We start from the raw sequence: 12,680 nt of genomic DNA, 5'->3' as shown, positions 1-12,680 counted from the left end.
GCATGGGAAGGCCTCTCGCCGCAGTGGTTCTTCATGCGGCCTTCTGCAGTTTGCCGTTGATGTTGATCAATCCCACCGACAAGGCCGCCAGGTAGTAGAAGTACGGCTGGAAGCCGACGGCGACGAAAGCCCCGCCCGCCATCAGGATGTACAGCGAGAACAGCAGGTAGCGCGCCGCGTCGTTGATCCATGCGTCCTCGGGCGCGGACTTGCGTCTGGCGATGCGGGCAAACGCATTGCGCGTCAGCAGCACGATCGTCAGGTACATCGCCATCCCGGGAATGCCGGTTTCGCCGAGGATCTCAAAGTAGATGCTGTGGAATGCGCGGCCCGTCTCCATGATCACGGAACCGTCTGAGAGCCGCAGAGCAGTCTGGCTGATGCGGTAGACATCGAAACTGCCCCCCAGCGGGTGGGTGGCGACGTACTCCAACGTCCAGAACCACACGGCCACACGGGCCATGGCCGAGCCTTCCGTGTCATCGCCGATCGTGCCCATGCGACCGGCCCATTCGTCCGATGTGATGAGCGACAGCAGGAAACCCGCAACGCCCACGATGACCAGGTAGGCGACCTTGTGGCGACTGCGCAGGATCAGAAGCATGCCCAGCACGCCGATACAGACAAGACCGGTGCGAGCATAGGTGCCGACGGCGGTGAGCAAGGCCATGATGATGAAGAAGATCAGCATCGGCTTGACCCATTTGCCCTCCGGCAGCAGTGTCTGCCACTTGTAGAGGTACAGGCACATCGGGATCAGGAATACGGCGAACATGGCCAGGGTACTGCCCTCGCCCAGTCCGGCGTTGTACATGATCAGCCCCAGGGGTTTGCCATAGCCTCCGCCCGACACCAGGACCTTCACGCCGAACGGGATGCAGTGCGCGATCCCCGCGACCACGATGGTCCAGAGCATGGCCTCGATGTGCATGCGAGAACGCAGGAAGAACGGGATCAGGCATGAGAACAGCACGGCCTTGACGGCCCAGTCCCACTTGTACATCGCCGCAGCAGGCACCGCTGCCCACAGCAGCGTTATGGTCATCCAGACACCGAACATGGCCGTGACCAGCGTCGCGGCGCGCAACCGGATGTCAGGGTCCTTGGGCAGGCGGAACAGCGACAAGAACACGCACAGGCCGAGAATCATCGACACCGGTATGGACGGCATGATCGAATAGGCGATGCGCTGCGGCGTGAAGATGTCTGCCCACACATAACCCATGACCAGGATGAACGGCGTATGGAATCCCATGTAGAGGAACGCCATATACACCGACAGCAGCAGGATTCCGCGCACCCCTCAGTCCTTCCCGGTGTGGATGGCCATGGGGGCGGCGGCCGCGCCGGCATGGCCCTGCCTGGCGAGAATGCCCCGGAACAGACGCAACTGGCCTTCGGTGGTGGCGGTCCAGGAGAACTGCTCGGCGTGTGCCCGCGTGGCCTCGCGCGCGGGGTAGTGATCGAAGAGCTGGCGCCAGGCCCGGGCCACACCAGCGCCGCTGCGCTCGTCCATGAGCAAGCCGGCCGAGGACGTGCTCACCACCTCGGGCGTGCCCCAGATGTTGGAGGCGATCACGGGCGTGCCGCAGGCCATGGCTTCCAGCAGCACGTTGGCCCAGCCCTCGCGGCTGGAGCACAGGGCGAGCGCGTCGGCCGCGCTGTACCACCACTTCAGTTCGGTCTGCGGCACCACGCCGACGAAACGCACACGCTCCTTCACCCCCAGGCGTGCGGCCTGAGCCTGCAGGCGCGCCAGTTCGGGACCGGCGCCGGCCACCAGCAGCTGGACGTGAGGCAGCTCGGGCAGCGCGTCGATGGCCAGGTGATGGCCCTTGCGCTCGATCAGGTGGCCCACCGACAGCAGGTAGGTGCCGCCGGGCTCCAGACCCAGGCGCTCGCGCGCGGCCTGGCGCGGCTCGGGCACGAAGCGCTCCAGGTCCACGCCGTTGCGCAGGGTATTGAGCTTGCTTTCCTCGGCGCCCAGCTCCTTGAGCGTGGTCATGAGCGCCTGGCACACGCCAATGGACGCACTGGCCTCCTGCGCGGTGCGCAGGATCAGCTTGCGCGGAAAGGGGTACTTGGGAATCAGGTTCAGGTCGGTGCCGCGCGCGGTCACGACGAAGGGCTTGCCCAGCCAGCGCGACAGCAGCCCGGCGGCCACGCCGTCGGGGTAGTAGTAGTGGGCGTCGATGAGGTCGAAATCAAAACCCTCGCGCTGCAGGCGGCGCAGCGTGGGCAGCGCGCCCAGCGCCATTGCATAGGGCGCGAGGTTCATGCCCACCTTGGGGAGCAGCAGGTAGCGCGGGTGGTGCACGTCCAGCCCGTTGCGGTGCTCGAAACGCGGCGTGGCGGCGAACTGGGCGTATTCGCCGAAGCGGCGGTGCCGCAGCGGAAACCAGGGCACGGGTGCCACCACGCGGGCCTGGACCTCGCCCGTCTTGACCAGCTCGCGCAGGCGCGTCTCCACGAAGATGCCGTGGATGGGCCGCGCCGCGCTGGGGTAGAGCGAGGAGAACAGCAACACCTTCATGCGGCCGCCCTCGCCAGCTCCACCACGCGCCGCGCGTTGCCCACCCAGGTCAGGTTCAGTCGATCGATGGTGTCGGCCGCGCCCTGGGCCAGACGCGCGCGCAGGGCGGCGTCGGCACACAGGCGCGTCAGCACCTGCTCCAGCCCTGCCGGGTTGGATTCCTCGAACAGCAGCGCGTTGACGTCGTGCGTCAGCACCTCACGCAGGTTGCGGGTGCCGGGGGCCACGATGGCCTTGCCCAGCACCAGGTATTCCATGAGCTTGAGCGGAGACGCATAGGCCGTCACCGCAGGCTGCAAGGCGACGTCGAATGCGGCCACGTGCGCCGGCACCTGGTCGCGGTGGATGACGCCCGTGAACGCCACCCGCCCCCCCAGGCCCAGCCGGCTGGCCTGCTGTTCCAGCGATGCGCGCACGGGGCCGTCGCCCACCACCAGCAGATGGGTATGGGCCGGCGCGTCGGGCGTGGCCATCCAGTCCACGATGCGGTCCACGCCATGCCAGTCGCGCACGAAGCCGGTGAAGCCGAGCACCAGGCGGCCCTGCAGGCCCAGGCGGGCCTTGGCCTCGTCGGGTGCGGGCGCCTGTGCGAAATGAGCCCGGTTGATGCCGTTGGGAATCACCTGGATGCGTGCCTCGGGCACGCCATAGGCCCGAACGTGGTCGGCCAGCACGTCGGTCACGGGCAACACGCGGTCGGCGCCGCGCCAGGCCGCGCCTTCGGCCCAGCGCGCCAGGCCCGGCAGGGCCAGGCCACCGCTGTGGCGCGAGCGCTCCTGCACCAGGGGTGAGTTCACTTCCAGCAGCAGCGGCACACCCAGGCGTTTCTTCGCCATCAGGCCGCTGAGCAGGTAGAGGTTGTAGCGCTCATAGATCACATCCGGCCGGAACTCGCGCGCCGCCGCCATGAGCTTGCGGTAGGCCACCAGGCTGTAGGCCAGTTCCATCAGTTCGTAGACGGCCTTGGGCATCATCGCCTTGAGCCGGTGCACCCAGCCCACGCCACCGCCCATGCGACCGGCATCGCCCTGCCCGGCCCCGTCGTCTTCGCCACCGGGCGCGACCACGCGCACCTCATGGCCTTCGCTGCGCAGGGCTTCGATCATTTCCTCGATGTGGACGGCCTGGCCGTCCTTCGAAGCGGTGCGGTGGTGGTAGAGGATGCGCATGGAAAGGGGCAAAGCGCTGCTCAGGCAGCCGCCATCGGACGGCCACCGGAGAACAGCGGAACGTAAGCTTCGACCATCGCATCCAGCGCGAAATTTTTCAAGGCTCGATCACGGGCCGTCCGTGCAAAAAGACTGGTTTTCGCCGGATCCTGATGCAGGGACCAGATGGCATCGGCCATGGCGGCCTCGTCCTCGGAAGGCACCAGGTAGCCGGTCACGCCCTGCTCCACCAGGTCGGGCGTACCTCCCACCGCGGTGGCCACCACCGGCAGGCCGCAGGCCATGGCCTCCTGCAGCGTGCAGGAAGTGCCCTCGGCCTGGGAAGGCAACACGAAACAGTCCAGCATGCGCAGGATGTCGGCCACGTCGTTGCGCGAACCCGCCAGCCAGGCCAGGTGCGAAACGCCGGCCTCCTCCAGGATGCGTTCGACTTCGGCGCGCAGCGGCCCTTCCCCCACCACCACCAGGCGCACATGGTGCTGCGCCTCGGGGTGCTCGCGCAGCAGGCGCACGAAGGCGCGCGCCAGCAACGGCTGGTTCTTGACCGTCTGCAGCCGGCCCACCGTGCCCAGCAACCAATGCAGGCCGGGTTGGAAGGGGCAGCCGGGCACCGTCTGCGCGACGTGCTCGGCGGGCGAAAAAGTCTGGGTATCCACACCGTTGGCGATCAGGCTGCGGCGCCGGGCAGGCACATGGATGGCCCGATCCAGATAGTCGTCGAGGTCCTGCGACACCGCGACATAGTGGCTCACGAAAGGTTTGTACAGGCGCCGCAGGCGCTGGTAGCGCGGGTTGCGGCCTTGCGGGTCGTGCGCGTCCCAGCCGTGTTCCGCATGCACACGCACCGGCACCCGCGCCAGCCACGCCAGCGGCGTGATCTCCAGGGCGGCCAGGTTGCAGGTGTGCACCACATCGGGCCGCAGCTCCCGCAGCAGCCGCACGATGCGCGGGTACAGCGGGATGGCGTGGCCGGGCGGTTTGTGCAGCTCGATGAAGCGCACGTCCGGCCGGGTGATGCGGTTCCTGAAGTCGCTGATGGTGGTCAGCGAGAGCACCACGTGCTCGAAATCCTCGGCCGGCAGGCGGTTGATGAGCTGGACGACGACGTTCTCCAGCCCACCGACGGAAAAGCTGTAGACAACGTGGACGATGCGGCGGCGGCGCGTGGAACTCATGACGACGCGGGACGCTCGACCTGGCGCAGGAAAGCATCGAACATGATGAGCATCCACAGCGAGGTCGAATGGTCGGACTGGCCGCTCAGGTGCTGCTGGACTAGCGACTGCAGCACCTCGCGGTGGAAATAGCCGGTGTCGAGCATGCGCTGGCTGAGCACCGACTCCCGCAGGCGCTGCTGCAGCGGCCCGCGCAGCCATTTGGCCAGCGGCACCGAGAAGCCCATCTTGGGTCGGTACAGCACGTCGTGCGGCAGCAGCGGCTCGAACGCCTTCTTGAACACCGCCTTGCCCTCGCCACCCTGGATCTTCAGGCTGCTGGGCAGCGTCGCCAGCCATTCGATGAGACGGTGGTCCATCAGCGGCTCGCGCACCTCCAGCGAGTGCGCCATGCTGGCACGGTCCACCTTGGTGTTGATGTCCCCCACCAGCCAGGTCTTGTAGTCCAGATACTGGATGAGGGCCAGCGGGTCCTCGGTGCGGGCGTTCGCAGCGTGCTGGCGGAACACCTCGATGGCACCGTAGCCACCCAGTTGCTGCCGGAAAGCCGACGTGAACAGGCGCTGGCGCTGGTCCTCGCGCAGGTGCGACATGCTGTGGTGGTAGGCCTGCACGCTGTCCATGGCCATGGCCTGGAAGGTGGTCTTGGCGCGGAACATGCGCGGTGCCCAGTCGGCCTTGGGATAGAGCCGTCCGAGTGGGCCGAAGAGTGCACGGCGCAGGCCTTGTGGCAGGCGGCCGCGCACCGCCTCCTCCCCCAGGTGAAGCCGGTAACGACGGTACCCGCCCAGACTTTCGTCTCCCCCGTCGCCAGACAGCGCCACGGTCACGTGCTTGCGCGCCATTTCGCAGACCCGGTAGGTGGGAATGGCGGAGCTGTCGGCGTAGGGTTCGTCGTACAGCCAGGCCAGGGTGTCGATCAGGTCGAAGTCGTCGCTGCGCACGATCTCCAGCCGATGGTCGGTGCCGTAGCGTTCCGCGACCTGGCGCGCGAACTCGGACTCGTTGAAGCGCGGGTCGTCGAAGCCGATGGCGCAGGTCTGCACCGGCCGCTCGGACAGGCCGGCCATGCTGGCCACCACGGCGCTGGAGTCCACGCCGCCGGAGAGAAAGGCGCCCAGGGGCACGTCGGCGATCATGCGCAGCCGCACCGATTCGCGCACCCGATCGCGCAGTTCGGCCTCGGCGTCGGCCTGGCCAATCGGGTTGTCGTTGGTGAAATGCACGTCCCAATAGGGCACAGGCTGCGGCCGGCTCTGCGCACCGCGGCGCAGCGTCAGCGTGTGCGCGGCCGGCAGCTTGTGGGCGTTGCGGTAGATGCAGCGCGGGTCGGGCACGTAGCCGAAGGCAAAGTACTCCTCCACCGCCAGGGGGTCGATCTCGCGCGAAAAGCCGGGGTGCGCGGTGACCACCTTGAGTTCGGAGCCGAAGATGAAGCTGCCGTCCGGCAGCCAGGCGTAGTGCATGGGCTTCACACCCATGCGGTCGCGCGCGAGGAACAGGGTCTGCTGCGGCCGGTCCCACAGCGCGAAGGCGAACATGCCGCGCAGGCGGTGCACACAGTCCGGCCCCCAGGCGCGCCAGGCGTTGACGATCACCTCGGTGTCGCTGCGCGTGCGGAACACCTGGCCCAGCGCCTTGAGCTCAGGCACCAATTCCTGGTAGTTGTAGATCTCTCCGTTGAAGACGATACCCACGCTGCCATCGACGCTGAACAGCGGCTGCTGGCCCGTGGCGAGGTCGATCACCGAAAGCCGCCGGTGGCCCAGCGCCAGGCCCGGCTCGAAATGCAGATCGTCTTCGTCCGGTCCCCGGTGGGCCTGGATGTTGTTGATGCGCGAAGCCAGGGCGCGGTCGAAATCGCGCTGGCCCACGGTGTCGAACAGACCGGAGATGCCACACATGTCAATGCGCTCCTTCTTCGGCGGTAGGCAAGGTGTCGAGACAAGCGTCGATGCCGCTCAGATGGGCCTGCCAGCTGAACCGGCGCAGCACGAAACCACGCGCTTCGCGGCCGAGCTCGGCAGCGTGCGCGGGCGACGCCAGCAAGGGCTGCAGCGCATCCAGGAACTCCCCGGGGTCGGACGCCTGCAGCAAGCCTTGCTGCGCACTGGCACCAATGGCCTCGGCGCACGAGGGCACGGTGACCACCGCCTGCCCCATGGCCATGGCTTCAAGGATCTTGTTCTGGATACCACGCGCCACCCGCAGCGGCGCCACCACCGCGGCGGCATGCTGCAGGTAGGGCCGCACGTCGGGCACGGTGCCGGTCACCACCACGTGTTCTCCAGCCAGCGCCTGCACCTGCGGCGTGGGGCTGCGGCCCACGATGTAGAAGCGCGCCTTCGGCCAGCGCTGGCGCAGGCCGGCCAGCATGTCCTGCGCGAACCAGCTCACGCCGTCCACGTTGGGCCAGTAGTCCATGGCACCGGTGAACACCACCGCCTGTTCACCGGCCGCGAACGGGTTCGCGCAGGCCGGATCGGGGGCGAAGAAATCGGCGTCCACGCCATTGCTCAGCGACTGCACGCGGCCTTCGCATTCCGGTGCGCGCGCGAGAAACAGCGCGGTCTCGTTGGGGGTGACGAAGAAGGAACGGCGGGCCTGCGCGGCAACCTCGCGCTCATAAGCCAGCAGGCGTTCACCCTCCCGGCGGTAGACGGCCGACATGGGCCAGCGGTGCGCCGGCGCGTACTGCGTCCACTTCTCGGAATCCACGTCCACGAAGTCCACCAGCATGGGCACACGGGGCAGCAGGCCTTGCGCGTACTGCGCCATGGCGCCGGAGAACACCACGCTGGCGTCCAGCGCATGTTCCCGCGCGACCTGCGCCACCCAGCGCTGCATGCCGGCGCTGCGGTAGTAGGCCAGCGTGAGGGCTTCGCCACGCAGCAGGCCGGTGGCGCTCATCAGTTTCGCGGTGCGGGGTGCCAGGCGTTCGACGTGCAGGTCCGGACAGATACGGCTCAGCGTGGCAATGTGCTGCTCATCCTCCGGGTCGTCGACAAAGGTCCCCAGGAACACGCGGTGCTGCTGCAGCAGGTGCCGCAGAAGATGGTAGGAGCGCACCTTGTCGCCCTTGTTGGGCGGATAAGGCAGGCGGTGCACGAGGTAGAGCAGGTTCGCCATGCGGGGCCTCTGTTGCGCCTCAGCCGAGGTTACGCACGATGAAGGGCCCGAGCCAGTTCGCCAGGCTCAGCGGCATGCGCCGCCAGGTAGCGATCAGCAACCGGTACTTGGCGTTGGCGGGGTTGTTCTGCGGAATGCTGTCGCGCTTGTACAGGCGGTACTCGTAATGCAACTGCGTGGGCTCGAAACCCCAGTTTTTCTTGAACGCATAGGGGCCGGTGCCCTCCTTGCTGCGCCCATAGTCGAACACCTTGATGCCGCGCGCACAGGCCAGCCGCATGAGTTCCCAGTACTTGAAGTCGTTGGCGGCGAGGTCGCGCGCGGCCTCGTCGTCGCCCGCGTAGTACGGCAGCACCTCGTCACGGAAGTAGAAGCTGAGCACGCTGGAAAGCGGCCGCCCTTCGGCGGAGCAGACCGTGAGCACCTCGCAGTCGGCGCCAAAGGTGTCGCGCAGCGCCTGGAAGTAGCGCCGTGGCATGGCCGGCGTGCCATGCCGGTGCACGTTGTCCGCATACAGGGCGAAGAAGCGGTCCACGCCCGGGTCGATCTGGGAGGTCAGGCCATTCTTGATGCCCTTGCGCACCATGGCGCGCTGCTTGCGCGGAATGGCCAGCATGTTGTCTTCTTCCTTGGGCAGGATGGCCTTGCGGAAGGTGACATAGAGCTCCTGCACCGGCCAATCCTCGTGGCGGCGCTCGATGTGGCGCAGTTCCAGGTGGTCGGTACCCAGTTCGATGGCCAGGCGCTGTGCCTCGGCCTCCAGGGCGTCGGCCGCTTCGGGTGTGAGCGCGGCGACGCCACCGTAGACGGCGAAAGGCAGCCCGGTGAGTGCGTTGCCGAACAGGCGGCTGTTGACGTGCGCCAGCGGCAGCACGCCCTGGATCTGCCCATCCTGCTCGGCGTAGAGGAAATAGGTGGCGTGCCGGAACACCTCGCCGATGATCTTCTGCCAGCCGGCGCGGTGGAAGAACGTGGCCTGCGGATGGGCGAAGACGAAGGCATCCCAGCGCGCGACCTCCTCAGGCCGGCGGCTGTCAAGGCGAAGGATGCGCAAACCGGTGGTGGCGTTCTCAGACAACGGGCACCTCCTGCGCGCGCTCGGGCAGGAAGATGCGGTCCATGCGGCCCCAACGGAAGTCCCGGATCAGGCGCGCCAGGCGCTGTTCGGTGCGACCGATGTTGACGTAGTGGCGAAAGCGCGTCTTGAGGTCGATGCCGGGCACGCGCGGCTGCTGAGGGTCGATCTCCCAGGGGTGGAAGTAGAAGATGGCGGACTGGGCGTCGCGTTCGTTCACCTGGCGCAGCATCCAGCGCGACAGGCCATAGGGCAGCAGTCGGAAGTAGCCGCCGCCACTGGAAGGCAGGTTGCGGTTGAACAGGCGCAGCGTGGTCGGCGGCACCTCCAGCAAGCCGTCGCGTGCGGCGTAGGCAAAGCGCGGCGCATCCGGCATGCCGTAGTGATCGTGCTGCACCGGGTAGATGCTGGAGCTGTAGCGGTAGCCCGCGCGCAGCAGCGTGTCCAGCGCCCAGAGGTTGTCAGCGCCAATAGAGAAGCTGGGTGCACGGTAGCCCAGCACGGGCTGGCCGCCCAGGTCTTCCAGAATGCCTTTGGCGCGGTGGATGTCGTCGTAGAAAGCGGCCTCGTCGAGATCGCTCACGCGCTGGTGGCCATAGCCATGGCTGGCCAGTTCGTGGCCCTCGCGCACGATGCGGCGCACCATCTCGGGGTAGCGCTCGGCCACCCATCCCAGCGTGAAGAAAGTGGCCTTGGTGCCGTTCTCCGCCAGCAGGCGCAGGATGCGGTCGATGTTGTGCTCGACGCGGCACTCGCGCTGGTCCCAGTGGGCGCGATCGATGTAGGGCGCAAACGCCGAGACCTGGAAGTAGTCTTCCACGTCGATGGTCAGGGCATTGATGATGGGCGGGTTCTTGCTCATGCGGCGTCCTCCGGATCAGCCACCACCGTTGCCGTTGCGTGGCTTGCGGGTGGCGGCCACGATTTTCTTGAGCGCGCTCAGGATCTCCAGGCTCACGCGTTCCTGGCGCAGCACGCTGCGCTCCATGCGCAGCAGGCGCGTACTGAGCTGTTCGGCCGAGACACGGGTGAGCTCCTCGCTGATGCCTTCGACCAGGTTGACATCCAGCTCGATCTCCTCGGGGCCGATGCCATCGACCAGCGAGGGGCGCGGCGACGTGCCTTCGGCCGCCCTGGGCAGGTCCGCCCAGCGGTCCTCGACCTCCTGCGGACCAGATGTGGTCACGGCGGATTCGGCCTGCATTTCAGCGATCACCTCATTGAGCGCTTCCACCGTGAGGTGCGGCGTCTCGGCGAGAAAACCCTGCAGCAGCAGGCGGTCGCAGACGGTGTTGATACGGCGAGGAATGCCGCCACTGAACTGGTAGATGCCGGCGAACACGCCGGCATCGAAGCTGGGCTTGTCCACCGCACCGGCGCACTTGAGGCGGTGCTCGATGTAGGCGCGCGTGTCCTCTTCGTCCAGCGGCCCCAGGTGGCAGCGCGCGGTGACACGCTGGCGCAACTGCAGCATGCCCGGGCTCTGCAGGATGTTGCGGAATTCCGGCTGCCCCACCAGGAAGGTCTGCAGCAGCGCCTGTTCGCCAAACTGGAAGTTGGAGAGCATGCGCAGCTCTTCGACGGCCAGGGGCTGCAGGTTCTGGGCCTCGTCCACGATGAGCAGGCAACGCTTGCCTTGCGTGGTCTGGGTGATGAAGAAGGCCTCCAGCGCCATCAGCATGTCGGCTTTGCTGGTGCCGCGCACGGCCACGCCGAATGCAGCGCAGACCAGCTTGAGCGCGTCGTCCGCACCGAGCTGCGTGCTCACCAGGTGGGCGGCCACCACGGAGCCGTTCTCCAGGCTGTCCAGCAGGTCGCGGACGATGGTCGTCTTGCCCGCGCCGACCTCACCGGTGATGACGATGAAGCCCTCGCCTCGCATGACGCCGTACACGAGGTACGAACGCGCCCGGCGGTGCGGCTTGCTGCTGTAATAAAAACGGGGATCGGGGTTGAGCTGGAAGGGCTTGCTGCTCAACCCGTAAAACGCTTCGTACATGAATCAGAACCGGTGCGTGATGTTGGCCGAGATGGCGACCTCGCGGTACGGTGCCCCCACCTGGTCATAGATGGAACGCTGCAGCTGCACCGTGCCGCTGGTGCGCGCGGCCAGGCGCGTGGTAGCGCCCACGGTGAAGGTCGTCAGCGTATTGCTCAGGCCGGCCACCGAGCCCTCGTTGGTCTGCCGGCCCACCCCGGCGGCAAAGGTGGTCAGCGGCGTGAGGCGGTGCGAATAGTTGACGCTCCAGGAACGCTGGCGGATGCTTTCGCTGACATCGAAATCATCGCCCAGGTTGGCAGAGGGTCCCAGGCGGCGCGAGTTGCCGCGCAGCAGCGTGAAGGTGACGCCATTGCGGACCCCCACCAGCGCCAGCGAGAGCTGCTGCGAGCGCACCAGTGTGGCCGACGAGGACAGGAAGTTGTTGATCGAATTCGCATCGGCCGGCAGGCCCAGGCGCAGCAGTTCGGCCTGCACCAGTTGGGCTCGACGCACCGGATCGGGCTCTTGCGCGGTGTACAGACTGTCAAGCAGGCTGTAGACGGTCCCGAGCGTGGCCCCGCCTGGATCCAGCGGGTTGTTGACGGCATCGCGCGTGTCGCTGAAACGCCAGACTGTGCGCGCCGTGCGGTGTTCGAACAGCACGTTGTAACCGGTACCGAAATAACGCTTCTGCACACCCGCCACCAGGCGCGTGCGGTTGGATGGCCTCCAGTCGAGGCTCAGACCCGTGATGCTGTAGTTCTCCCGGCTGGCCGAAAGCACGTCGTTGGATTCCACACCCGCCTGTGCCGTCAGCATGAGAAGGCTGCTCGGCGCGTAGTTCAGCCCGCCAAGCACCTGATCGGAACGGGTGCGTCGCCCCAACGTGTACTCGGTCGATACGGTCTGCGCATCCAGCGACCACCCCAACATGCGCCCGGTCATGTCGCTGCGCAGACGCGCAGAGGCGTCCTGCACGGTCACGTCCGAGCGTGAACCTGTCGCTGTGGAGGCTTTCTCCATACCAACGCGCAGCTCGTAGTTGACCGCCCCGGCCAGCACGCCGCGCAGATAGGGCGAGACCCGGAAACTCGACGTACGCGAGGTGTTCGCGTTGCTGTAACCCGGTGCGAGCGTGCCAAAGGCGGAGATCGACTCATCGGCCACCACGCCGGAGACGTCGACGAACACGCGGTCATCCACCGCCTCGAAGGTCATCGCGGTGTTGAGCAGGTGCCGCAGCGCATCGCCGCTGGTGTTCTGCAGGCGGTACTGCGTGCTCAGCGAGTAGTCGAAAAAGCCCTTGGCGCGCGGCCGGTTGAACACGGCGCGCACGCCCGGCGTGACCTCCAGGATCTGTTCACTCTGGGGAGAGGTCGCCGAAAGATTGCCGTTGTTGGTGATCAGCACACCGGTGGAAATACGCGGCTCGATCCAGACCGAAGGACGCGGACCACCCTCGCCCATCGCGGTTTCGTCGCGCATCTCACTGGGATCCACCAGCTGCGCCCACACCGGGGTGACCAGGACCGGCGACAGCGCCGCCAGGCAGGCCATGGCCACGGCGCGAGGCGTGGGCAGGTGTTTGGGGTTGTTCTTCAAGCGGGCCTCCCTGGTC

10 protein-coding genes are annotated in these 12,680 nt (G+C 67.0%); all 10 read right to left on the bottom strand.

What is annotated here, in order from left to right:
• Positions 1-31: 31 nt before the first annotated feature.
• Genes KIT53_RS00835 through KIT53_RS00790 form a run of 10 tightly spaced genes read right to left on the bottom strand, consistent with a single transcriptional unit; the run spans position 32 to position 12,664 of the window.
• Positions 32-1,300, bottom strand: a complete 1,269-nt coding sequence (locus KIT53_RS00835; RefSeq protein ID WP_297746118.1) for a putative O-glycosylation ligase, exosortase A system-associated — start codon at positions 1,298-1,300, stop codon at positions 32-34.
• A gap of 3 nt (positions 1,301-1,303) precedes the next feature.
• Positions 1,304-2,533 carry a glycosyltransferase family 4 protein gene (locus KIT53_RS00830; protein ID WP_297746116.1) on the bottom strand — a complete coding sequence of 410 codons (1,230 nt, stop codon included), beginning with the start codon at positions 2,531-2,533 and terminating at the stop codon, positions 1,304-1,306.
• Positions 2,530-3,702 (bottom strand): glycosyltransferase family 4 protein, encoded by a 1,173-nt coding sequence (locus KIT53_RS00825; protein WP_297746112.1) that lies wholly within the window; start codon positions 3,700-3,702, stop codon positions 2,530-2,532. The genes KIT53_RS00830 and KIT53_RS00825 overlap by 4 nt, the downstream gene beginning before the upstream one ends.
• A 20-nt stretch (positions 3,703-3,722) precedes the next feature.
• On the bottom strand, positions 3,723-4,877 hold the full coding sequence (locus KIT53_RS00820) for a TIGR03088 family PEP-CTERM/XrtA system glycosyltransferase (protein ID WP_297746109.1): 1,155 nt from the start codon (positions 4,875-4,877) through the stop codon (positions 3,723-3,725).
• Complete coding sequence (locus KIT53_RS00815; protein WP_297746106.1) at positions 4,874-6,781, bottom strand: XrtA/PEP-CTERM system amidotransferase; 1,908 nt, start codon at positions 6,779-6,781, stop codon at positions 4,874-4,876. The genes KIT53_RS00820 and KIT53_RS00815 overlap by 4 nt, the downstream gene beginning before the upstream one ends.
• Before the next feature lies 1 nt (position 6,782).
• The gene (locus KIT53_RS00810; protein ID WP_297746103.1) at positions 6,783-8,006 is read right to left on the bottom strand and encodes a TIGR03087 family PEP-CTERM/XrtA system glycosyltransferase; all 1,224 of its coding nucleotides are present in this window, start codon (positions 8,004-8,006) and stop codon (positions 6,783-6,785) included.
• Positions 8,007-8,025: 19 nt separating this feature from the next.
• The gene (locus tag KIT53_RS00805; RefSeq protein WP_297746914.1) at positions 8,026-9,060 is read right to left on the bottom strand and encodes a FemAB family XrtA/PEP-CTERM system-associated protein; all 1,035 of its coding nucleotides are present in this window, start codon (positions 9,058-9,060) and stop codon (positions 8,026-8,028) included.
• Positions 9,061-9,076: 16 nt separating this feature from the next.
• Positions 9,077-9,943, bottom strand: a complete 867-nt coding sequence (locus tag KIT53_RS00800; RefSeq protein ID WP_297746099.1) for an XrtA system polysaccharide deacetylase — start codon at positions 9,941-9,943, stop codon at positions 9,077-9,079.
• A gap of 15 nt (positions 9,944-9,958) precedes the next feature.
• Positions 9,959-11,080: an XrtA/PEP-CTERM system-associated ATPase gene (locus KIT53_RS00795; protein WP_297746096.1), complete on the bottom strand. Its 1,122-nt coding sequence runs from the start codon at positions 11,078-11,080 to the stop codon at positions 9,959-9,961.
• 3 nt (positions 11,081-11,083) lie between these two features.
• Positions 11,084-12,664 carry a TIGR03016 family PEP-CTERM system-associated outer membrane protein gene (locus KIT53_RS00790; protein ID WP_297746094.1) on the bottom strand — a complete coding sequence of 527 codons (1,581 nt, stop codon included), beginning with the start codon at positions 12,662-12,664 and terminating at the stop codon, positions 11,084-11,086.
• Positions 12,665-12,680: the final 16 nt, after the last annotated feature.

Origin of the sequence: Hydrogenophaga sp. (assembly GCF_026125785.1) — a bacterium.
GTDB lineage: Bacteria > Pseudomonadota > Gammaproteobacteria > Burkholderiales > Burkholderiaceae_C > Hydrogenophaga.
The sequence above is the reverse complement of the archived record's forward strand: the minus strand, read 5'-3'. Positions and strand labels throughout refer to the sequence as shown.

What these genes read in the sequence shown, in the direction of transcription:
- KIT53_RS00830 (WP_297746116.1), bottom strand. Translation starts at nt 2,533, where the DNA reads ATGAAGGTGTTGCTGTTCTCCTCGCTCTACCCCAGCGCGGCGCGGCCC.
- KIT53_RS00825 (WP_297746112.1), bottom strand. Translation starts at nt 3,702, where the DNA reads ATGCGCATCCTCTACCACCACCGCACCGCTTCGAAGGACGGCCAGGCC.
- KIT53_RS00820 (WP_297746109.1), bottom strand. Translation starts at nt 4,877, where the DNA reads ATGAGTTCCACGCGCCGCCGCCGCATCGTCCACGTTGTCTACAGCTTT.
- KIT53_RS00815 (WP_297746106.1), bottom strand. Translation starts at nt 6,781, where the DNA reads ATGTGTGGCATCTCCGGTCTGTTCGACACCGTGGGCCAGCGCGATTTC.
- KIT53_RS00810 (WP_297746103.1), bottom strand. Translation starts at nt 8,006, where the DNA reads ATGGCGAACCTGCTCTACCTCGTGCACCGCCTGCCTTATCCGCCCAAC.
- KIT53_RS00800 (WP_297746099.1), bottom strand. Translation starts at nt 9,943, where the DNA reads ATGAGCAAGAACCCGCCCATCATCAATGCCCTGACCATCGACGTGGAA.
- KIT53_RS00795 (WP_297746096.1), bottom strand. Translation starts at nt 11,080, where the DNA reads ATGTACGAAGCGTTTTACGGGTTGAGCAGCAAGCCCTTCCAGCTCAAC.